The sequence below is a fragment of the Spirosoma montaniterrae genome (assembly GCF_001988955.1).
Taxonomy (GTDB): domain Bacteria; phylum Bacteroidota; class Bacteroidia; order Cytophagales; family Spirosomataceae; genus Spirosoma; species Spirosoma montaniterrae.
On record NZ_CP014263.1, the window covers coordinates 4481339 to 4503646 of the forward strand.

Annotated in this window: 24 protein-coding genes; 10 read left to right on the forward strand and 14 right to left on the reverse strand. The window is 52.4% G+C overall.

Annotated elements, in window-relative coordinates; all coding sequences use genetic code 11:
- Positions 1-75: 75 nt before the first annotated feature.
- Positions 76-669, reverse strand: a complete 594-nt coding sequence (locus AWR27_RS19300) for an SPOR domain-containing protein (protein WP_232325874.1) — start codon at positions 667-669, stop codon at positions 76-78.
- A 62-nt stretch (positions 670-731) separates the two neighbouring features.
- Here AWR27_RS19300 and murB point away from each other — a divergent pair, with 62 nt between their 5' ends.
- Positions 732-1760: a UDP-N-acetylmuramate dehydrogenase gene (gene murB / locus AWR27_RS19305; protein WP_077132704.1), complete on the forward strand. Its 1029-nt coding sequence runs from the start codon at positions 732-734 to the stop codon at positions 1758-1760.
- Between the two features lie 41 nt (positions 1761-1801).
- Positions 1802-3427 (forward strand): carboxylesterase/lipase family protein, encoded by a 1626-nt coding sequence (locus AWR27_RS19310; protein WP_157579271.1) that lies wholly within the window; start codon positions 1802-1804, stop codon positions 3425-3427.
- A gap of 116 nt (positions 3428-3543) precedes the next feature.
- On the opposite strand, the gene AWR27_RS19315 is transcribed toward AWR27_RS19310, so the two are convergent.
- Both AWR27_RS19315 and AWR27_RS19320 read right to left on the reverse strand, forming a co-directional pair.
- On the reverse strand, positions 3544-4458 hold the full coding sequence (locus tag AWR27_RS19315; protein WP_077132706.1) for an ROK family protein: 915 nt from the start codon (positions 4456-4458) through the stop codon (positions 3544-3546).
- Between the two features lie 187 nt (positions 4459-4645).
- Complete coding sequence (locus tag AWR27_RS19320; protein ID WP_077132707.1) at positions 4646-5320, reverse strand: SDR family oxidoreductase; 675 nt, start codon at positions 5318-5320, stop codon at positions 4646-4648.
- Between the two features lie 79 nt (positions 5321-5399).
- On the opposite strand from AWR27_RS19320, the gene AWR27_RS19325 reads away from it, so the two are divergent.
- Positions 5400-6131 (forward strand): MlaE family ABC transporter permease, encoded by a 732-nt coding sequence (locus AWR27_RS19325; protein WP_077134089.1) that lies wholly within the window; start codon positions 5400-5402, stop codon positions 6129-6131.
- 84 nt (positions 6132-6215) lie between these two features.
- A complete protein-coding gene (locus tag AWR27_RS19330) occupies positions 6216-6962 on the forward strand; it encodes an ABC transporter ATP-binding protein (RefSeq protein ID WP_077132708.1) in 747 nt (248 codons plus the stop codon).
- Positions 6963-6988: 26 nt separating this feature from the next.
- Here the strand turns inward: AWR27_RS19330 and AWR27_RS19335 are convergent, their stop codons facing one another.
- Together AWR27_RS19335 and mce are read right to left on the reverse strand one after the other, a co-directional pair.
- Positions 6989-8665 (reverse strand): M1 family metallopeptidase, encoded by a 1677-nt coding sequence (locus AWR27_RS19335; RefSeq protein WP_077132709.1) that lies wholly within the window; start codon positions 8663-8665, stop codon positions 6989-6991.
- Positions 8666-8675: 10 nt separating this feature from the next.
- Positions 8676-9083, reverse strand: a complete 408-nt coding sequence (gene mce, locus AWR27_RS19340; protein ID WP_077132710.1) for a methylmalonyl-CoA epimerase — start codon at positions 9081-9083, stop codon at positions 8676-8678.
- A gap of 78 nt (positions 9084-9161) precedes the next feature.
- Between mce and AWR27_RS19345 the strand changes: the two genes are divergently transcribed.
- Both AWR27_RS19345 and AWR27_RS19350 read left to right on the forward strand, forming a co-directional pair.
- Entirely contained in the window at positions 9162-9488 is a 327-nt protein-coding gene (locus tag AWR27_RS19345) for a HesB/IscA family protein (protein WP_077132711.1), read from the forward strand.
- A gap of 160 nt (positions 9489-9648) precedes the next feature.
- Positions 9649-10233: an acyl-CoA thioesterase gene (locus tag AWR27_RS19350; protein WP_077132712.1), complete on the forward strand. Its 585-nt coding sequence runs from the start codon at positions 9649-9651 to the stop codon at positions 10231-10233.
- 93 nt (positions 10234-10326) lie between these two features.
- On the opposite strand, the gene AWR27_RS19355 is transcribed toward AWR27_RS19350, so the two are convergent.
- From AWR27_RS19355 to rsmH, 9 genes are all read right to left on the reverse strand, one after another.
- Complete coding sequence (locus tag AWR27_RS19355; protein ID WP_077132713.1) at positions 10327-11355, reverse strand: hypothetical protein; 1029 nt, start codon at positions 11353-11355, stop codon at positions 10327-10329.
- Between the two features lie 7 nt (positions 11356-11362).
- The gene (locus AWR27_RS19360) at positions 11363-11731 is read right to left on the reverse strand and encodes a nuclear transport factor 2 family protein (RefSeq protein ID WP_077132714.1); all 369 of its coding nucleotides are present in this window, start codon (positions 11729-11731) and stop codon (positions 11363-11365) included.
- A 51-nt stretch (positions 11732-11782) separates the two neighbouring features.
- A complete protein-coding gene (locus AWR27_RS19365) occupies positions 11783-12745 on the reverse strand; it encodes a phytanoyl-CoA dioxygenase family protein (RefSeq protein WP_077132715.1) in 963 nt (320 codons plus the stop codon).
- Between the two features lie 35 nt (positions 12746-12780).
- On the reverse strand, positions 12781-14208 hold the full coding sequence (locus AWR27_RS19370; RefSeq protein ID WP_077132716.1) for a Gfo/Idh/MocA family protein: 1428 nt from the start codon (positions 14206-14208) through the stop codon (positions 12781-12783).
- Positions 14209-14338: 130 nt separating this feature from the next.
- Positions 14339-14845, reverse strand: a complete 507-nt coding sequence (locus AWR27_RS19375; RefSeq protein ID WP_077132717.1) for a GNAT family N-acetyltransferase — start codon at positions 14843-14845, stop codon at positions 14339-14341.
- A complete protein-coding gene (locus AWR27_RS19380) occupies positions 14842-15636 on the reverse strand; it encodes a sugar isomerase domain-containing protein (protein ID WP_077132718.1) in 795 nt (264 codons plus the stop codon). The genes AWR27_RS19375 and AWR27_RS19380 overlap by 4 nt, the downstream gene beginning before the upstream one ends.
- Before the next feature lie 149 nt (positions 15637-15785).
- On the reverse strand, positions 15786-16667 hold the full coding sequence (locus AWR27_RS19385) for an ROK family protein (RefSeq protein ID WP_077132719.1): 882 nt from the start codon (positions 16665-16667) through the stop codon (positions 15786-15788).
- A complete protein-coding gene (locus tag AWR27_RS19390; RefSeq protein WP_077132720.1) occupies positions 16664-17446 on the reverse strand; it encodes an SDR family NAD(P)-dependent oxidoreductase in 783 nt (260 codons plus the stop codon). Before AWR27_RS19390 ends, AWR27_RS19385 begins: the two co-directional genes overlap by 4 nt.
- A gap of 5 nt (positions 17447-17451) precedes the next feature.
- Complete coding sequence (gene rsmH, locus AWR27_RS19395) at positions 17452-18384, reverse strand: 16S rRNA (cytosine(1402)-N(4))-methyltransferase RsmH (protein ID WP_077132721.1); 933 nt, start codon at positions 18382-18384, stop codon at positions 17452-17454.
- 55 nt (positions 18385-18439) lie between these two features.
- Between rsmH and AWR27_RS19400 the strand changes: the two genes are divergently transcribed.
- The 4 genes from AWR27_RS19400 (at position 18440) to AWR27_RS19415 (ending at position 22303) form a co-directional block, all read left to right on the forward strand.
- The gene (locus AWR27_RS19400; RefSeq protein ID WP_077132722.1) at positions 18440-19729 is read left to right on the forward strand and encodes a peroxiredoxin family protein; all 1290 of its coding nucleotides are present in this window, start codon (positions 18440-18442) and stop codon (positions 19727-19729) included.
- A gap of 56 nt (positions 19730-19785) precedes the next feature.
- Positions 19786-21057, forward strand: a complete 1272-nt coding sequence (locus tag AWR27_RS19405; RefSeq protein WP_077132723.1) for an MFS transporter — start codon at positions 19786-19788, stop codon at positions 21055-21057.
- A 153-nt stretch (positions 21058-21210) separates the two neighbouring features.
- Positions 21211-21681, forward strand: a complete 471-nt coding sequence (locus AWR27_RS19410; protein WP_077132724.1) for a MarR family winged helix-turn-helix transcriptional regulator — start codon at positions 21211-21213, stop codon at positions 21679-21681.
- A 13-nt stretch (positions 21682-21694) separates the two neighbouring features.
- Complete coding sequence (locus AWR27_RS19415) at positions 21695-22303, forward strand: DUF6036 family nucleotidyltransferase (RefSeq protein ID WP_232325875.1); 609 nt, start codon at positions 21695-21697, stop codon at positions 22301-22303.
- Positions 22304-22308: the final 5 nt, after the last annotated feature.

Below are 22308 nucleotides of genomic sequence, written 5' to 3' on the forward strand. Positions count from 1 at the left end.
GCAAGTCAACGTGAGTCGTCGCTCAAATTGTACAAAACTCATCAAAGGTACTGCTTTACAGCAAAAACGTAGTATTTATTTTATTGAAAGGCTGCGCCGAACATCTACCTTATCGGGTTGAAGCTGCGCTGACGTAACCAACCGTTTTATAGACGAAAAATAACGCTCCGCATCTATTCGACGCATGAAATCGCCTACTTTTAGTTTATACGTTGGCTGATTATAGGTCAAATATGGGCTTAATTCCGGAAAATTCTGATAAATAAGTAATTTTATCGATTCAACTTCCTGTCGCTGGTTACCGACATAGACCTGAACCCGGAAACCCGGTGCGTATCGAACCGACCGGTTTTGAGTTGCAATGGTATCCATTACATAATCGAGCTGGCGGTTAATGTGCAATGCTTCAACGGGTGCATTTGGTTTATTCGCATCAGGCTTACGAGTTGTAGTGGCAGGTGTGGGCGTAGCTGTGTTTGTTGGACTCACCGGCTTGTTTGTTGCCGGTGAAGCCGATGCCGTTGGCTTGTATACGGGCCGAACTGTCGATAAGTCTTCGTTATAACTACCATAGTCTACCGATGAACGGCCACTGGTTGCCCGGCTACTGGCGCAGCCCATTGCCAGTACGAGGAGATAGAAAATCAATAACAGTGAACCGTAGCGCATAAGGTAAGCCTGAATCTAACCGTAAAAGTAGCTATTTTTGAGCATCGAATGCTACCAACCGAATGGTGAACATACAAAGTCACGTGTGCCTGAAGCCGTATAATACGTTCGGGATTGACGTACGCGCCCGGTATTGGGTCGAAGTAAACCATGAAGACGACCTGCCCGCTCTGCTGCATCTTACAGAATTTCTCGACACACCCAAGTTGATTTTAGGTGGGGGCAGTAATGTGCTGCTCTGCCACGATTTCGACGGGTTAGTGGTAAAAATGAGTATTCAGGGTATCGATGTTGTTCGTGAAGATGATGAACATATCTACCTCAAAGCGGGCGCGGGCATAGTCTGGCATGAATTGGTCATGTATTGCGTTGAGCGGGGCTATGCCGGTATGGAGAACCTGTCGCTCATACCCGGCACGGTGGGAGCTGCACCTATGCAGAACATCGGGGCCTACGGCGTTGAACTGGAGCAAATTTTTGACTCACTGACTGCCGTTCACATCAAAACGGGCGACATACAGACGTTCAATCATGCCGACTGTGCATTTGGCTACCGGGAGAGCGTTTTCAAGCATAACCTGAAGGGGCAGTACATAATTACCAGCGTAACGTTCCGGTTAGCTAAACAGCCCACGTTTCATACCCGGTACGGAGCCATCCGCGAAACGCTGGCCGATATGGGCGTGTCTGATGAGAACCTCACGATTCGGGCCATTAGCGATGCGGTCATGCATATCCGGCGCAGCAAACTGCCCGACCCCGCCGACATTGGCAACGCAGGTAGTTTTTTCAAGAATCCTGAAATTCCGCAAACGCAGTTCGAAGCCCTGAAAGCGCAACACGACGACCTGCCCGGCTACCCGCTCGCCGACACAGACCGGGTAAAAGTTCCGGCGGGCTGGCTCATCGAACGGGCGGGCTGGAAAGGTTATCGGTCGGGCGATGCGGGCGTTCACGCCAAACAGGCCCTCGTTCTGGTTAACTACGGAAAAGCCACAGGCGACGAAATTCTGAACCTCGCCAGACAAGTGCAATCGTCTGTGCAGGAAAGGTTTGGCATTTCGATTTCGCCGGAGGTGAATGTTATTTAGCCGCAACAAGTAAGAAGGTCGGCATGGTGCGTTTTACCGCTATGAAAACGTACCTAACCTCTATTCTGTTAGCTTTGGGCTTTTCGTCTGTAACACTTGCCCAAACAACACCAACCCGTGTTCAGGTTGCCAACGGCACACTCGAAGGCCGGGTCGAAGCTACTGGCATCCGCTCATTTAAGGGTATTCCATTTGCCCAGCCGCCCGTTGGCGACCTGCGCTGGCGTGAGCCACAACCGCCTAAAAACTGGCAGGGTGTGCGCCAGGCCGACAAGTTTGGTCCCCGCGCCATGCAGCGTCCTATTTTTGGCGATATGAACTTTCGCTCGAACGGCGTCAGCGAAGATTGCCTGTATCTGAACGTCTGGACACCCGCCAAATCAGGCAATGAAAAACTGCCCGTACTTGTCTATTTCTATGGTGGCGGTTTTATGGCAGGCGATGGCTCCGAACCGCGTTACGATGGCGAAAGCATGGCGAAACGCGGCATCGTGGCCCTGACCGTTAATTACCGGCTCAACGTTTTCGGCTTCATGGCACATCCTGAACTCACTAAAGAATCGCCAAACAAGGCATCGGGCAACTACGGCCTGCTCGATCAAAGTGCGGCTTTGCGGTGGGTGCAACAAAACATTGCGGCCTTTGGTGGCGACCCCAAACGCGTGACCATTGCGGGCGAATCGGCGGGGTCGGCATCGGTAAGCGCACAGATGGTGTCGCCATTATCGAAAAATCTGATTGCCGGGGCTATTGGCGAGAGCGGCTCCATCATGGGTACACTAACACCAGTATCGCTGGCCGAAGCCGAAAAAGCTGGCGTTGCCTTTGCCGAAAGTTTAGGAGCTACCTCGCTGGCAGCTCTGCGGGCTTTGTCTGCCGAGCAGGTTCTGGAAGCAACGGCCAAGCCTAACGTGGGGCGGTTTGGTCTGGTTGTCGATGGGTATTTTTTGCCCAAACCAGCGCACGAAATTATGGCGGCTGGCGAACAGGCCCGCGTACCGTTGCTGGCGGGCTGGAACTCCGAAGAAATGAATTACCGCTTTATGCTGGGAGCCGAGCCGATAACGCCGGAGAGCTATAAAAAAGCAGTGGAAAAAGCCTACGGCCCACAAGCCAATGAGGTGCTAAAACTTTACCCTGGGGCGACCGCAGAAGAAGCCATGCAGTCGGCCACCGACCTGTCGGGCGACCGGTTTATTGGCTTCAGCACCTGGAAATGGACCGACATGCACGCCCGAACTGGTGGTGGCAAACCAGTATATCGCTACTACTACGCCCGTCCGCGCCCGGCCATGACCGCCGAAATGGGTAATGCAACGCCCGGCCTGGCTGGTGGCGTTATCCGCAACACCGACACATCGGCCCCGAAAGCACCACCGGCCAAAGGTGCCGTTCACTCCGCCGAAATCGAATATGCGATGGGTAACTTAGCCACTAACAAAGTTTACGCCTGGACACCCGACGACCATAAAGTATCGGAAACGATGCAGGCGTATTTCGCCAATTTCATCAAAACCGGCAATCCCAACGGTTCTGGTCTACCAAAGTGGTCGGCAGTGAAACCGGCTGGCCCCGCCGAAATAATGGTGATCGATGTAAACACCCGCCCAGAAACCGAGAAAAATCGCGAAAGGTATTTGTTTTTAGACAGGTTTATGGTGAGGTAGAGACGCAAGATTTTGCGTCTCTGTGCAGTAAATGCATCGCTGTGCGTGTAAATGCGTCTCTGTGCGTGTAAATGCATCTCGGTGCGTGTAAAACAGAGACGCAAAATCTTGCGTCTCTACTCAAAACACAGCGAAGCCGCGCCGAGTAGTCCAGCGTCGTTGCCGAGCGTGGCTTTTTTGATCGACAGGCCGTTTTTGTAGTACGGATTGAGCCAATAGTCGAGCATTCGGTTTACGGCGGGCATGATGTAGTCGAACGAAGCCGATAGCCCGCCACCGATAAGCACCTGCTTAATATCCAGCACTTTAATTAGTGAAGCCAATGCTTCACCAAGCATTTCGCCCACTTCATCCCAGATTTGCTGCGCCAGTTCGTCGCCTTCAGCGGCTGCGGCTACCAGCCCGGTGGTCGAAATGTCGCCATCGCCCGGTAGCTGGGTTTCGCCTTTAAACTCCTGCCGACGCTGATTTGCCAATTGCAGTAGTTCTACTTTACCGATGTTGCGCTCCAGCACGCGACCATTGCGCGACGGAATATGGCCCGGTTCCATAGCATTACCATCGCCACCCGTAAAAATTTTCTTGTTGATAATGGCTGCTCCGCCCACGCCCGTGCCGAGCGTAATAAAAATATAATTCTCCGTAATTTTTTCCTCAGCGAAGTAGTACTCCCCCAATGCTGCCGCGTTGGCATCATTTGCCAGAAAAAACTGAACTCCCGCAAACCGCCTGGTCAGAATATCAACGATGGGCGTATTGTTGATTTCGGGAATGGCCGTAATCTCAATAGCTACGGTCCGGTCGGCACTGAGCATACCGGGCAGACCGATACCCACGCGTTTCACATCTTTGTTCGCCAGCAGTTGCAGGGCAACGGCATCGCCGAAGCGGTCCATAAAATGGCCTGATTTACGCCAGCTAATGGTATCGTGGCTGTAGAAGTTTGAGATTTTGCCCGTGTCGGCTTCAACGATTCCCATTTTGACGTTTGTGCCGCCAACGTCGATACCTAAGTATTCAGCAGAAGACATATTTTAATTGACAATGTTTGATTCACAATATGTAATTCCAGGGCGGATGAAGTGGAGCGCAATTTACGGTATTACAGCGAACAGCCAACAGGGAGCAACTAACAGCGAACAACCAACAGCCAACAGTGTTGCCAATTTCTTGTATCTGGTTATTCACTGTTGGCTGTTGGTTGTTCGCAGTTGGCTGTCAAATGTCGCCCAACTGCGGTCTGATCAAAATCTCTTCGACAACGGCACTTTTCGATAGCGTGTAGGCAGCCCACGTGCTGTCGGCTACGTCGTCGGGCTTCATGAAGCGGTCTTCGGGCAGGTCGGTGCCTTCCCAACTGGTCGTAAGGGTTGCACCGGGCAGAATGGCCGTTACTTTTACGCCATGCGGTTTCAGTTCTTCGCGCAGTACGCGGCTCATACCCAGCAGCGCAAATTTAGAAATGCAGTATGACCCCCCATTGGTGTAGGCCGTGATGCTGGCCGTTGAACACATCATGAAGATATGCCCCTGACGCCGGGCCATCATCTCGCCTACCAGCCCGCGCGTGAGGTGATACGCACTGGCCACGTTGGTATTCATCAATTGCTCGAACGTACCCTCGGCTTCGTTATGAATCTGACCAGGCTGAAATGTACCCGTATTGTTCACCAGCACGTCGACCGGACGCCCCAGCGATTTTACATAATTAACCAGTTGATTGACGCCCTCGCGGGTCGAGAGGTCGGCAGCAAACGGCAGCATATTCGGCCCGGCCACGCCATCTACTGAGCGGGCGCAAACGATAGCATCGAAACCGTTGGCCGTAAATTTATCGACAATGGCGCGGCCAATGCCTTTGGTGCCGCCCGTTACTACAATGAGTGGATTCATAGCGCAAGTTACGTCAGAAACCATTCTACCTTTGCGGGGGTTCTGACCAATGAGCGATTTGCTCCTTCCTTTTGCTCCCATGTCACGATTAGGTAGCTATTTCATTTTCTTAGGCACACTCTTCCGAAACCGCGAGAAACTCCGGGTATATCTGGGCCTTATTCTCAACGAATGCGTCTCCATCGGCGTCGGGTCAATTTTTATCGTTGCCCTTGTCAATACGTTTATCGGGGCCGTCACCTGCGTGCAAACGGCCTACAACCTGACTAATCCGTTCGTTCCCAAGAACATTATCGCGCTTATCGTGCGCGACAGTACCATTCTCGAACTGGCCCCTACCCTGTCGTGCATTGTACTGGCTGGTAAAGTCGGCTCTAATATTGCAGGCGAATTGGGTACAATGCGCATTACCGAGCAGATCGACGCCCTTGAGGTAATGGGCATTAACTCAAGTTCGTACTTGGTTTTGCCGAAGGTAATTGCCTCTATATTGATGTTTCCGCTGCTGGTGATTATGGCAGCTTTTCTCTCGATTCTGGGCGGTTACATTGCCGGAACGCTGGCAGGCGTGATTTCGCCCGAAGATTACGTGTCGGGGCTGCGGTTCGAGTATAAGCCGTTTGGCGTTACGTTTGCGCTGATCAAAACGGTAGTGTTCGCCTTTCTAATTTCAACGATTTCGGCATATCAGGGCTACAACGTGCGTGGAGGTGCACTCGAAGTGGGCAGCGCATCAACCTCCGCCGTTACCAATAGTTGTATCGCCGTGGTAGCCGCCGACTTTATCCTGACGCAACTCCTGTTGACTTAACGACTGATTGACTGGTTGAGTGACTGAATGGAGCGCAATGGTCTCAATTCAATCAATCAACCACTCAATTAGTCAATCATTCTGATGATTGAGATCAAAAATATAACCAAAACCTTCGGCGACCGGCAGGTGCTGGCTGGTATCGATGGCACATTTCGGCCCGGCGACACAAGCCTGATTATCGGCGGTAGTGGTACGGGTAAAAGTGTGTTGCTCAAGTGCATGATCGGGCTGATAAAACCCGACTCCGGCGAGGTGCTGTATGATGGGCGTAACTTTCTGACCAGCAACATCGACGAGCAGAAAGCCATCCGGCGCGAAATGGGCGTACTATTTCAAGGCTCAGCACTGTTCGACTCGAAGACGGTGCTCGAAAACGTTCGGTTTCCGCTCGATATGCTGACCGAGAAACCCGAAGATGAAAAAGTAGCCCGCGCACACGAATGCCTTCAACGCGTTGGGCTGGAAGGTGCTGCCGACCGGATGCCGTCGGAAATTAGCGGTGGCATGAAAAAGCGCGTCGGCATTGCCCGCTCTATTGTGCTGAATCCCAAGTATTTATTCTGCGACGAACCTAACTCCGGCCTCGATCCGCTTACCTCGATTAAGATTGACCAGCTTATCAAGGAGATCACCGACGAATACAAAATCACGACCATCGTGATTACGCACGATATGAACTCGATGATGGAGATTGGCGAAAAAATTATGTTTCTCTACCAGGGCAACAAGCTTTGGGAAGGCGACAGCGACACCATCACGCACTCGACCGTACCCGAACTGAATGAGTTCATCTATGCCAATAAGTTGCTGCGCGAAATTGAAAAGTGAAATCCGCGTTCATCCGCGCAATCCGTTCAATCGGTATTCCCCTGCATGGCCCGCATCAGCACGGTGTTTTCCGGGTCGATCACAACGGAAGCGGGTTTCGTATTCAGTGGCACAGTAAACGTTTGGGTGGGCTGATCCATGACAAGCCGGGCCGTCCGCTGAATTTCGCGACCATTCGCGTCCCGAATGCTGAACGTAAGCGGCACTGTAAAATACGCCCCCGACCGCTGTGCCTGCCGCACGTCGACTGTTAACGCTCGTTTTTTGTCATCGTATTTAGTATTCCAGACCAATTCAGGGTAGCCCGGCTGCGTAAGCCATTGTCGGAAAAACCAGGCTAATTTCTTTCCCGAAACCTGCTCCATAACAGCTTGAAAATCGGCGGTTTGCGCGTTGGCATTGCGATAGCGGGCGTAATATTCACGGATGCCACGCCAGAATGTATCGGTGCCGAGTTCGTGCCGAAGCATGTGTAGCACCCAGCCACCTTTCTGGTATGAATTAGGATTCAACAGATCATTTAAATTGGTGGCCGTTGAGTCGATGATTGTACCTTTGGGCTTAAGGGCGGCAAATCGAAAAATCTGGCCTTTATTCTGGTTCAAGACCGCGTTGAGCGTATCACGTCCGTAGGCATGTTCGAGATACAGGGCCGAGAAATACGTTGCAAAACCCTCGCTCAGCCAAAACTGCGACCAATCGGCTTCGGTAGCCGAATTGCCAAACCACTGATGTGCAATTTCGTGGGCCAGCAAAGCTTCCATGTCCGAATCCTTTCGACCGATGATGGCTTTCTCGTTATAGAAGATACAACTGGCATTCTCCATCCCGCCAAACACTGTGGTTGACTGCACGTTAGCAAGTTTTTCGTAAGAATACGGCCCTACGCGGTCGATGAAAAATTGCAGGATGGCAGCCGCCGGGCGATAGTCAATAAATCCTTTCTGACTGTCATTGGGGTAGAGCCAGCTTTGCACCGGCACCCCGCTTACCGCGCCTACTTCCTCAACTGCAAACCGGGCCGCGCCAATCACCATCACTTTGGTTGGAATGGGCGTATTTTCCTGCCAGCGCGTTCGTTTGCGGGGCGTTGGGCCGGGCAGCGGTTCTTCGGCCAAAAATTTACCGTTGGCAATAACGCGGTATGTCGCGGGCGCATTTACCGTAAAGGCGCAGGTGGCTTTGTCGGACGGATGATCGACTACGGGCAGCCAATGACGGGCGTTGTTGGGCCAGTTATCGCCGAAAAATGTACGTTCGCCAAACTTATTCTGGCTGATAATCAGGCCCTGCGCGGGTGTTCCGTCGTAGCGAATTACAATGTCGGTAGATTGACCCGGTGCGGCAGGAAGATTAACGAATACCCGGTCGTTGCGATGACTGAACGGCAGCGGTTTACCATCGGCGGTCGTTACGCCCCGAACGCGCATTCCGGTAGCATTCGTTTGAGCGGTGTCGGCTTTTATCAAATCGAACCAAACGCTTTGGCGGTCGTCGGCGCGGGTAAACCGAATAGCGGCTTCTCCCTGAATTTGATTGGTTGAGTCGCTGATTGTCAGCGAGAAACTATAATTCAGTACATCAACGCCGGGCTGTGTGTAGCGGGCTGCGTAACCAAGCGGTGGCTGCGCCTGAACACTATTGCAGAACAGTATTAAACTTAAAAAAACGTTGAGCCAGTGTGTGTTTTTTCTTTTCTTCATGCTGTTTTCTTCACTCGTTTATTTCCTGACACAGCTCTATCAGTACGCCGTTGGTGCCTTTCGGATGCAGGAAACACACCAATTTATTATCGGCCCCGCGCTTAGGTATCTCGTTCAGTAACGTAAATCCTTCATCTTTTAGCCGCGCCATCTCCGTCACGATATTATCGACCTCAAACGCCAGATGGTGAATGCCTTCGCCTTTTTTCTCGATGAATTTAGCAATCGGACTATCGGGGCTTGTGGCTTCGAGCAGTTCTATTTTTGTCTGATTCACCCGAAAAAATGACGTTGAAACGCCCTCCGATTCAACCTTCTCTGTTTTGTAGGGCAAAGCGTTCAGCAGCTTACCGAACAGTTCGTTCGACGCGGCTATGTCTCGAACGGCAATACCAATGTGTTCAACGTTAGTGAGCATGGAGTACAGAACTTTTCTGTTTTGCCGAAAGTTAGTAGGTTAGCATGGAAATGCGTCAACATTGACTTTCTTACAACTATGGTTACGGTATCGGAAATCGCCAAAAATAAAATCAACGAACTGCGGCAGAAAGATGGCCTGAACGACAATTACGCCATTCGCGTAGGCGTGCAGGGCGGTGGTTGTTCGGGGTTGATGTACGATTTGCAGTTTGATGCCCAGCAACAACCCACCGACCATGTCGTTGAAGACAAAGGCGTTAAAATTCTGGTCGACCGCAAAAGTCTGCTTTATCTGGCCGGTACGGAACTTGATTTCTCCGATGGTCTGAATGGTAAAGGCTTCCAGTTCAAAAATCCCAATGCCAGCCGTACCTGCGGCTGCGGTGAAAGTTTTGCCGTTTAGTCTGAACCAGGACGCTGGCCCGGCAGGATTAGCCGGGATTTTCCAGATTAAAACAAGATTTAAGGCCGCAATTGCGGCCTTTTTTGTCTTTGAGCCGGTATTTTCCAGATTAAGCAGGATTTTTGCAGCGTCAGCATCAATCTTGTTTAATCCTAAAATCATGGCTAATCCTGGTTCAGACGATTCAGACGGTTCAGACCCCAAACCTGTCAGCTATTCGCGTACTACGCTCACCGAACTGATGATTCCGTCGTATGCCAATTTTGGCGGGCGCGTACACGGCGGTATTCTGCTTTCGCTCATGGACAAGGTTGCCTACGCCTGCGCGGCCAAGCACGCGGGTACGTATTGCGTCACGGTGTCGGTCGATGGCGTCAACTTTCGGCAACCGGTTGAGGTGGGCGAATTGGTGTCGCTGATGGCATCGGTCAATTATGTGGGCCGAACGTCGCTTGTAGTAGGCATTAAGGTGATTGCCGAAAACGTAAAAACGGGCGTGGTGAAGCACACCAACACCAGTTATTTTACGATGGTTGCCAAAGACGATAACGAAAACCCGACCGAAGTGCCGCCCCTCCTGCTCGAAACTCCTGAAGATGCCCGACGTTTTCTCGAAACCATGAAACGCAGAGAACTGCGTGCCAGCTACGCCGAACATTTCGACAATGCCAAAACGCGGATGCTCCTAAGCGAAAACCTAAGCCTGCTGGCAGGCGAGCGGTGTGTTGTTCTGAACCAGGATTAGCCAGGATTTCCAAGATTAAAACAAGATTCTACGCTGCGCTTAGCCGGTATTATCAATCTTGCAGTAATCTTGGAAATCCTGGTTAATCCTGGTTCAAAGTTCTTCCCGCACCTTCTTTGCGCCTGCTACCATGTTTGCCAATTTTTGTTTGGCGGCCCAGCGGGCGGTTTGGCTCAAACCACAGTCGGGAGCCACGGCCAATTTTTCGGCGGGTACGTAGGGCAGGCATTTACGGATACGCTCGGCCACGTCGTCGGGGGTTTCAATGTAGTAGCTTTTTACGTCGATAACGCCCACCGCCACATCGAACTTCTCGGCGAAGCGTTCGAGCAGGTTTACTTCCGAAAAATTCAGAATCGTCATTTCTGAATGCAATTCATCGACGGTCATGTCTAAGAAATCGGGGAGCATGGGCGCAATAGTCTTTTTCCCTACCGACCGGCCTTTGTAATTACCAAAACACAGATGCATCGACAGCCGGGTTTTGCCCACGCCGGGAGCCACCGTCCGGTTAAAAATATCGACAAATCGCTTCGTGTCTTCGCGGTAGGCGTAACAACTCATCGATGGTTCATCGACACAGATTTCAGGCACGCCCAACGCTACCAGGTCCTCAATTTCTTTCCGAACCAGCGGCAACAGAGCTTCGGTTACTTCCCAGCGATCTTTATAGAATGCGCCGGGCAACAGCCGACCACTGAGCGTGTAGGGGCCGGGAATCGACACTTTCAGGCCCTGCCCGGCGGGGGCCAGTCGTTTCAGGCGTTGGTATTCGTCTACTACGCCTAACCCGCGCGGGGCTGTCAGCGGTTCAACAATCGTATGCTTCCCGCGCTGATCGTGGGCAGGGGGGCCGTATTTCCGCAGTTCGGCGTCGTTGTTTTGAATACCATTGATATAGCCATAGAACGACAAATTGAAATCGAAGCGGGTTTGTTCGCCATCGGTAATTACGTCTAAGCCAGCGGCAACCTGGTCATGGATCGACGCTACAACGGCGTCTTCGATCATTTCATTGATGTCGGCGGGGCCAAACTGATAAAGGTTTTGGCTGGAAAATTCGAGCCAGCCCGGAAACGGCATTGAGCCGACAACGGTGGTTTTGATAGGAACAGGTTGCATAGTTCTTTTAACTATAATCACTGATGCGGGCAATTTTACCGTCGGAGAACGCAAAAATTGTTACGCCCCGCAACGAAATGACGTCGCCTGCTTTTTTACCGTTCGGCAAATCAATGGCTAAAATAGCGTTGTAATCAATTTCAGCGGCTGCCGTGCGCTCGCCCAATGTCAGCGAACGAATGGTTTGCTGGCGCATCGTAAACACGCCCAGCGACTGCCGGGCCAGAGCCTCGAACTCGGCTTTTCCGCTGGTAGCCGTGATACCGCTGGTGTTCGATACGTTCTCAAAAACGATAACGTCGTGCAGCAGAGCCAGCATCCCCGGCACGTCCATCCGGTTGTAGGCGGCAATGTACTGGTCAATTTGGTCTTTCATGACAGGCAACAGTACTGCGCCACACCTCGCTGATGTGGCGCAGGGTAAATATCAAAACGGTTTTTTACCAATCAGTTTTTTAACAACCTCCTTCAGCAGAACAGGTAGCGTGAAATGATGGCTAACGGCATACCGAAACTTGCCGGTATTAATGGTTTCAATGGGTTTGCCGTTTTCGCTGTGTTGCACTACTTTTCCCGTGGCGATGTTGATAACGTGCCGCAGGTTGAGGTTGCTGGCAAACATATCCGAAAAGCGGGGCGAGTAGTACATGCATCCCTCAAAATAATAATGCGTCACCTGCGACCAGCGCGTTACATTACCGCCTTTTATGGGCATACCGCCGTGAACCAAGTTCGATGACCAGATCAGCACATCGCCCTTCTTCATGTGTACCTCCTTCCGCTCGTATCCCTGCGATTCCATGAACTCTTCCATAAAATCTTCGTAATGATGATACTCGGCGTAGTTCTCCTCGGCTTCGATGCCGATGTTGAAGTAGTTGAACTCTTCCTGCCGGTGCGAACGCGGATAGTAGAACAGCGGGCCGTTGTCGACATGGGTGTCTTCGAGCGCAACCCATACACCACACATAAATCGGGCGGGCGTACTGCTAAAGTGGATGGTGTCAGAATGGGCGCGCTGCTGGGTGCCGAACTTGAAGTTCAGCGTCTGAAACGGGATGGGTTCGCGGTCGTAGAGCATCCGTAGCACATCGAAAATAGCGGGCTGACTGGCTATTTCGCGGACAGTAGCGTATTTCTTCCAGATATCCTGATGTCGGTTAGGCTCTTCACCCACGCGGGCAGGGAATTCTGGTTCGAGGTCGCGAACGGCGCGGTTGATCAGGTCATGGCTAACCTGCTGTCGGAGCAACAAAAATCCTTCGTGGTGGTAATGAACCGCCTGCTCGTGCTGCTCAGGCGTAAGCTGTTTTTCAGCCAGCAGGTCGGCAAAAAAAGGCGATTCGACCCAGGGCAGATTCATGCGCTGGGCCACGGCAACGTTTTTCATTGGGTATGGGTTTAGAGAGATGTTTCATCTGTTTATCAAGTAGTTGCTTTTGCTAATTTCATGCCAATTGGATCCCAGTGGATAACTTTCCGCTGATCGGCACTTAAGTTAGCCGCCAGTGAGGGCGCGGCTGCACGCAAACCAAATTCAGCATCTTCGCGTACCAGCGAAGGCTTATTCTCGCGAATGGCATTAAAAAACACAATCATGTGATCGAACCGGTCGTCGTAGCCTTCGGGAGCTGCATAGGTTTCGACCGGCTCATTCTTTACATCCCGCGTGAACTGGTCAGACGGGTATTTCTGGCCGTATTGCTGAACAAACTGCTCCTGCATGGCTTTCGGGTAAGTGAACAGCGCGTCGTAGCCAGTGCTGTACATAGGAGCGTTGGGCCGCTTGAGCCGGTTCATCGTAAACTCGTTCCAGCCAATGTCGATTACCCCCTCTGTGCCAACCAATCGGGTATGGATACTCCCCCCCGATCCAGCAGCTAAATTGACGCGGGTTGTAAACTGAAACGACTCGTGTTTATCGGTTTTCGGGTAATCCATGATGGCCGTAACAAGATCGTAGGCATCGCGGCCATCTTTCCAGAAATTCAGGTCGCCGAGGGCAAAAATGCGGGTCGGTCCTTTCGACTCGGTAATGGTATGTACGCCCGTAATGAGATGAACGAATAAATCGCCGGCTACGCCCGTGCCGTAGTCTTTGTAGTTGCGCCACCGAAAAAATCGCTCGGGCTGAAACGGTCGTTTGGGCGCATCGCCGAGGTAGCGGTCCCAGTCAACGTCTTTGGGGTCGAGGTTAGGCGGCATGGTATACTGCCACGCGCCCAGCGCATCGGTGCGGTCGAGAAACGTTTCAACCGACGTCAGTTCGCCAATGGCACCAGCTTCGTAGCGTTTTTTGGCTTCCAGCACCGCCGATGCACTTGCCCGCTGACTACCAACCTGAAACACTTTACCCGATTTTTTATGCGCTGCAATCACAGCCGCTCCCTCTGCAATGTGGTGTACCATTGGCTTCTCGCAGTACACGTGTTTCCCCGCGTTGAGTGCATCGATGCTGATGCGGTCGTGCCAATGGTCGGGAACGCAGATCAGCACGGCGTCGACGTCGGAGCGGGCCAGAATTTCGCGGTAGTCGCGGGTGGTAAACAAATCGTTGCCCCAAACTTCTTTGGCCCGTTCGAGCCGGGGGGCATATAGGTCGGCAACGGCAACAACTTTAGTACCGGGTACACGCAGGGCGCAGTTGAGATCGAAATGACCAATAATGCCTGCACCAATCAGTGCCAGATTTACGTTGTCGGCGGCTGAACGCGGCTGAACAATCTCAATGAGGTTTTTGGGTGCGTATTGAGGATTAGACCTACCCGTTGCAGCATTGACGAACGGCGTGCCAGCGGCCAGCATCGCCGATGTACCGCCAAGTTGACGAAGAAATTTTCTGCGCGAATTCATTTTAAAAATTCTTTATGCCTACCATTATTTGTACCAAATAACGGAAAATACTTAAACTTCTCAATTTTATTAATTTCTCGCACCGATAAATACTTAAGGATATGGTCTATTATCTGAACTACCTAACTACCTATTCAACTATGTACTCCCACCACAGCATCTCCTCTATCCGGGCAAACAGCCGAAAACCGTTTTTCTCAAGTACGCGCTGCGAACCAATATTTTCGGCGTTGGTGTCGGCTATTACGCGCCTGACGCCCGGTTGCTGACCGGCCCAATTGAGCAAGCCACCTACCATCTCAGTCATATAACCCTGCCGCCGAAATGCGGGATAGGTGCCGTATCCAATTTCTACAGTGCCGGTTTCGTCGGGTTCGCCTTTGAATTTGGCGTCGGCCACAATCTGCCGTTTTTCGTTGTCGATTGCAATCCAGATGGTCTGATAAAACGGATCGAGGGCCGAGTCCTCCAGGCGGGGTATAACAAAATGCGTAATGATACTTAATAGTGGTTCGGCCACTTCCCGATGGCCCTTCAACAAACCCAGCGTCTGTTCCAGTCGATCATTATCGACAATGTGTAGCCGTAACTGTTCGAGCGACAGGGGCTGTACTCTCAGACGGGGCGTAGTAATCATTTTTCGATCACGTAACTCGGCGTACCAACCCTGGCATACAGCTTTGCTAAGCGGTGCGCGTGTTCGTCGTAAGCGCTCTCGAACAAATCAACGGCCCGTTCAGCACCGACCAAAACGCCCGCACTCAATACCTTTGGCGGGTGCCCGGCTTCGGTCAGCAGTCGGGCAACTTCGGCTTTGATGCTGTTTACAAGCACAGCCCCGCCCACAGTGCTGCCCGGTGCCACGGGTGTATCCAGCCCCGGCACAGTCAGCATGGCGTCGCCGATGGGCGCGCCCGTATCTAAAATCAAATCGGCAAAGTCGCTGAGTTTTTTGCCGTCGGCACGTTTGCTGGTGCTGGCTTCGGAGTGTTCTTTTGTGATGAGTGCCACCACTTTTACGCCCCGTTGCTGAAACAGTTCGGCCATTTCGATAGGCACTACGTTGCAGCCGCTCGACGAAATAACCAGTGCGGCATCCTGTTCACTCAGGTCGTAGTTACGCAGAATACGGTCGGCTAAACCCGGTACGTTTTCCAGAAACATAGCCTGCCGCTGCCCATTGGCCCCAACTACGAGGTTATGAAACGTAAGCGACAGTTCGACAATTGGATTGAAGCCGGGAAATGAACCGTAGCGCGGCCACATTTCTTCGACCATAATGCGGCTGTGCCCCGACCCGAACACGTGTACCATCCGACCCGCCAGAATGGTATCTGCAAACCACCGGGCTGTTTGTTGAATCTGCTCCGTTTGCGCTTCGACCGTGTCGAGTATAGCGCGGCATTTTTGAAGATATTCTTGAACCATTTCTGAACCAGGATTAGTCAGGATTTACAAGATTACTACAAGATTCTACACTTCGCTTATTCACGTATCTGAATCTTGTCTGGCAAGATGATAAATCTTGTTCAATCCTGATAATCCAGGCTAATCCTGGTTCAGATGATTCAGATGGATTAGATTTCGTTTTGAATGGCAAAGCTGGCGGCTCCGATGGCTCCGGCCATATCGCCAAAGTGAGCGATTTTAATAGGCGTGGCCCGGCCACCGGGTCGCCACTCGTGGAGATTCATGAATTCGGCCAGCGGCAGCATCAGGTCGTCTTCGGCCTGCGTAATGCCGCCCCCCAGCACAACCAAATCGGGCGAGAAAGCATTGGTCAGGGCGCAAATACCGATGGCAAGATGCCGCACCGAGGTGAGCCAGATCCACTGCGCAAAGTAGTCGCCCTGTTTGTACGCTTCCAGAAGCTGATAGGTGCTGGTGAACCGGCCCAATGACCGTTTCTCGATGGTAGCGTTGCCAATGGCGTTTTCTAAACTGCCGGGCTGGCCCGTAATGCTCAGCTCGTCGGCCACATTGACGGTGATATGCCCCAGCGAACCGGCTTTCTGGTGGTTGCCCTGATACAGTTTTCCCTCAATCAAGACCCCACCGCCAACGCCCGTGCCGAGGGTGAGCATGACCACGTTTTTATGGCCTTTGGCAATACCGAAACGAGCTTCGGCCATCAGAGCCGCGTGGGCATCGTTCACGACATACACGCGGTCGTTCAGGAAATGGCCCCAATGGAACCCTTCCAGCCCGTCGAGCCGACCGGGCATAAACGCAATGTACTGATTCGACTCGTTCGGCAAACCCGGTGCCGATAAACCAACCGCTTTTACCGGGCTGGTGCTTTGCTGGCGCAGATCGGCTACCGTTTCCAGTACGGCCTGCTGCCACGCTTTCTCCCCGTTGGTTGGATGATAAAGTTGTTTGACGATTTCACCCGTGTGAATATCCATCAGTACGCCCTTTATCCAGGTGCCGCCGAGGTCAATACCAATTGCGTTCATATTTGCCCTTCGCTTACACTCCAGCCGCCATCAACAGTCAGCACCTGACCGGTAGTGAAAACGGAATAGTCTGACATAAAATACACGGCTGCCCCGTCGAGATCAGCAGGCTGACCGATTCGTCCGCCGTCGAGGGGTTGCTTGGTTTTGGTGAACGACACAATGGTATGGTCGTTGGCAGCCCGTTGCGCCATTGGCGTTTCGACCAATGCCGGTGCCAGCACGTTGATGCGGATATTGTTGCTGGCGTAGTAGGCTGCGGTCGATTTGGTGAAGCCTATTACCGCCGATTTCATGGCTGCGTAGGCGTGGGTCGCAAAATACATTGGCGACGGACTCGACCCCAGCACCGACCCCATGTTCAGAATGGTGCCGCCGGTCTGCTGCGCCCGAAACGCCCGCACAGCCGCCTGATTCGACAGCATGAGCGATGTCAGGTTCAGGTTCACAGTGTAGTTCCAGCCCTCCAGCGTCAGTTCGTGCAAAGGCCCATCGCCAAACCGCCGACCAGAGCCGCCCGCTACGTGATAGAGTCCATCGAAACCACCAAAAATCTGCTGACAAAGGGCAATGGCTTTGGGAGCCGTTTGCGGGTCCGATGCGTCGCCCGACATGGCTAAACCGTTGCCTTCTAACTGGTTTTCGGCGGCTGTACAACTTTCGGGGTTTCGCCCCACCACAACCACCTGCGCTCCTTCGCGGACAAATGCTAAAGCTGCCGACAAGCCCATGCCAGTTGTGCCGCCAATCACTACGATTCGTTTAGACTCTAACCACATAAAGTTCAAGTTAAATCAATTTTCTCGGCAATCCGCAGTTTCGCGCTGCGGGCGCGGGGGTTACGGGCAATTTCGTCGGGGGTGGCTTCAATGGGCTTTCGCGTAATGCTGCGCAGCGGTTTTATTTCGTTGCCATACAAATCTTTATCGACCTCCCCCTGAAATTTGCCTTTATTAATAAAATTCTTCACCAACCGATCTTCGAGCGAGTGATATGCCATCACCACCAGCCGCCCACCGGGCTTCAACACCTCCGGCACCTGCGTCAAAAACTCTTCGAGCGCGGTCAGCTCTTCGTTCACCTCGATACGCAACGCCTGAAAAACCTGCGCGAAATATTTGTTTTCCTTTCCACGTGGGGCGAAGCGTTGCAGGGCACCTTTCAAGTCGCTAATAGTATTGATTGGGCGGTTCGAACGGGCCGAGACAAGTGCCCCGGCAGCCGTGCGGGCGTTGGTAATTTCGCCATACATACCCAGAATCCGGTGTAAGTCGGCTTCGCTGTACTCGTTTACCACTTCGCGGGCGGTGCGGTCGGCCTGCTGATTCATCCGCATGTCGAGGTCAGCGTCGAAGCGGGTCGAAAAACCGCGTTCGGGTGTATCGATCTGGTGCGATGAAATGCCGAGATCAGCCAGAATGCCATCAACCTGATCGGTTTTATACAGCCGTAGATACCGTTTCAAATGGCGAAAATTAGCCGGAACAAACGTCAGGCGTGAGTCATCGATAGCCTGCGCATTAACACGGGCGTCGGCATCCTGATCGAACCCAAACAGTTTTCCGGGCGCATGGTCTGAAGGTTCGAGTTGCCGTAGCATTTCCCGGCTGTGTCCCCCGCCCCCGAACGTAACGTCAACATAAGTGCCGCCCGGTTGCAGATTCAGCCCGTCGATGCAGGCGTGCAGCATAACGGGTTCGTGGTAATTCGTAGTCATTCAGAAACTAAGCGGGTTATTGTTTTGTCTTTCAGACGAAGCCCAATACAAAATTATGAAGAAACTGCTCTCCTTTGCGGCCCTCCTCCTCCCTATCTCACTATTAGCCTGTTCCGACTCGTCAAAACCTGCCGACGTTCAGCCGGGACAATACCGCGCCGTACTACAAACACGCGGTGGTGCGTTACCCTTCGGTCTCGACATTCAGCCTATTCCGACGAAACCGGGGCAATATCGTGTTTTCGCACTGAACGGCAACGAACGCCTGCCAATGGATACGGCCTCGGTACAGGGCGATTCGCTGCGGATTCCGATGGCGTTGTTCGAGTCCGAACTAATTGCGAAAGTCAACGGCGACCAGTTGCAGGGTGTATGGCGTCGGCAGCGAACAAAAACACAGGTGCAAACCCTGCCCTTCTCCGCCCAACGCGGCCTGACACAGCGATTTGTGGCCGACCAGCCAACGGCATCTATTAACCTTAGCGGTAACTGGGCAACGGATTTTGGCAGCAAAACGGGCAAAGTCGACACGGTAAATGCTGTGGGGGTATTCACGCAAAAAGGCAATCGCGTGTCGGGCACGTTTCTGACACCAACGGGCGATTACCGCTATCTGGATGGCAACGTAGTAGGCGACAGCCTGTTTCTGTCCTGCTTCGACGGTTCACACCTGTTTTTGTTCAAGGCCCGGCACAATCCTGTTGCCAAAACGTTGACGGGCGGCTTCTGGTCGGGCGTATCGGGCTACGAACCGTGGGTGGCCCGCTTCGAGCCGAAGGCCGAACTGCCCGACCCGGCCAGACTAACGTTTCTGAAACCCGGCAGCAAAACGCTAACCATCTCGTTTCCCGAACCTAACGGAAACACTGTGTCGCTGACAGATGCGCGATTTAAAAATAAAGTAACGATAGTACAGATTCTGGGGTCGTGGTGTCCTAATTGTATGGATGAAACCAACTTTCTCAGTCCGTGGTACAAGCGTAATCGCAGCCGGGGCGTCGAAATTCTGGGGTTAGCCTTCGAGCGGTCGGCAAATATGGCCGATTCAGGGCCAAAAATTGAACGAATGAAACAGCGATTCAGCATCGACTATCCGGTGGTACTGGCGGGCACGAACGACAAAGTACAGGCCAGCCGTGCCTTGCCCGACCTGAACGCCGTGGTAGCCTTTCCGACAACAATTTTCATCGACAAAAAAGGGCAGGTACGACATATTCACACGGGCTTCAGCGGACCCGGCACGGGCGTTTATTATGATCGGTACGTCGAAGAGTTTAACCGGCTGGTCGATAAATTATTGTCTGAACCAGGATTAGTTGAGATTAACAGGATGAAACAGGATTGATAATCCGGCTTGTCCAACGATTAAAGGTAAACGAAGCGTAGCATCTTGTGGTACTCATGAAAATCAAGGTCAATCCTGGTTCAGATAATTTTTTGCTGTTTGTGCTGGCGTGCCTGAACTTCACGCACATCATGGATTTTATGATTATGATGCCGATGGGACCGCAGTTGATGCGCCACTTCGGCATTGGGCCACAGGCGTTTAGTTTTCTGGTTTCGGCCTATAGCCTGAGCGCGGGCGTGTCGGGCTTTACGGCGGCTTTTTTCGTAGATCGATTTCCGCGTAAGCATGTGCTGGTAACGGCCTACGCCGGTTTTTTAGTAGGGACGGTAGCGTGTGGCGTGGCCCCGACCTACGAGTGGCTGGCTGTAGCGCGGCTGTTGGCCGGGTTGTTTGGCGGAGTGTTGGGCGCACAGGTGCTATCGATTGTGGGCGACACGTTTCCCTACGAACGCCGGGCGCAGGCCATGTCGATTGTAATGACGGCCTTTTCGGTGGCTTCGGTAGTGGGCGTTCCGTTCGGACTTTGGCTGGCTACTACACTTAGCTGGCACGCGCCGTTTCTGGTTGTGGCCGGGCTGGGCATAGTAGTATTATTCCTGCTGTGGCGGTTCGTACCCCGGCTCGACGGGCACCTTATCAAAGGCGAAAAGCGGCCCCATCCGCTGGCGGTGCTAACCAACATTTTAAAAACGCCCAATCAACTCCGTGCGCTCTGGCTTACCACAACCATCATGCTGGGCCATTTTAGCATTATTCCGTTCATTGCGCCCTATCTGGTTGCTAATGCTGGTTTTGGTGAAAACCACCTGTACCTGATTTATCTGGTGGGGGGATTACTCACTATTTTCACGGCACCGGTTGTGGGCAAACTGGCCGATCAGCGCGGGAAGTACCCCATTTTTGTCATTTTCGCGTTGCTTTCACTTATACCTATCTACCTGATTACCAACCTCACCTCTGGCTCGTTGGTTGTAGTTCTTTTTGTATCGGGTCTGTTTTTCATCTTCTCCAACGGGCGGCTTATTCCAACACAGGCCATGACGGCCTCGGTGGTGCTGGCACAGCAACGGGGTGGGTTTATGAGCATCAACTCATCGGTACAACTACTGGCGCAGGCCATTGCTACCTACGGAGCCGGGCTGATTATCCAGAAAACCCCAACCGGCCAACTGCTCCATTACTCTACCGTTGGCTATTTAGCGATGATCGCCATCTTCGCCAGTGTGTTCATCGCCAGAACGGTGAAGCCCGTTTCTGAAGCAGCAGAGCCATCTGAACCGTCTGAACCGGGATTAGCCGGAATTGTCGGGATTAAACAAGATTGATTTCAGCAACGCGCAGCGTAGCATCCTGTTTAATCCTGACAATCCCGGCTAATCCTGGTTCAGACGGTTCAGACAGTATGCTTGCATACTATCTTCCTAAGACGTAGTTTTGTATGTCCACCAGCCCGACATCGACTGGCCTGTGGCACAGCTATGAAAAAAGAGAAAACTGTTGATTTTCACATAAAATGGGGTTGGCACGCCATTTCGCGTATGTACAACGCTTACGCGGCCCGCTTCGACATTACGATGGCGATTGGGTACGTGCTGCTCAACATCGATCTTGAAGAAGGGACTCCAGCCACAAAAATTGGTCCGCTGCTGGGCATGGAACCCCGTTCATTAGTGCGGATGCTGAAGAGCCTGGAAGAACGCGGCCTGATTCGACGCGAAGTTGATGGGAGCGACAAACGCTTTGTCCGTATCTACCTGACCGATGAAGGCAGAGCCAAGCGCGAAATGGCCCGCGAAGGCGTGATTCAATTCAATAACATGATCCGCGAACGTATTCCTCTCGATAAACTGGTAACGTTTTTTGAGGTTATGAAAGACATCAACCGGATTGTTGAAGAAGAAAATAACAAACTGAAAGCCAGTGAACCTGAAGAATTAACCTTAGAATAACCCCCCGCCAACCGTGACTGCGCCCACCCTGCTATCGGCTGATGACCAACTGACCCGCTTTGTCGGGTTGATGGACGTAGTGGCGACGTTCTACCGGGCAAATCTGAATAACCCAAAGAAACCAATGGACATAAGCCGCGAAGACGTGACTGAACTATTCCGCAGTCTCAACCAGCACCATGTTCAGTATCTGCTGGTAGGTGGTATGGCAACGGCCCTCCACGGCTACGTTCGGGCAACAGAAGACTTAGACCTCTGGATTCGGGTTGGCAACGAGAACAAAGCCGGGCTGATTACTGCGCTCGAAGAAAACGACGTAGCTGGTGCTATTTATTTAAAAGATGTGCCGCTCCTCTTCGGCTGGACGAGCGTAGTGGCTGGCAAACGCGGTTTTACCCTCGATATGGGACACGCGCTGAAAGCGTTTTCCGAACTCGATTTTGATGCCTGCTACGAACGAGCCGTTGATGCCTCGTTCGACGGTGTGCCATTTAAAGTGATTCATCTTAACGACCTGATTACCGAGAAACGGGCCACTGGTCGCCCGAAAGACCAGATTGATGTCGACGAATTAACAAAACTGACAAAGAGGAACACGGATAGTACGGATGAAACGGATTAACACAA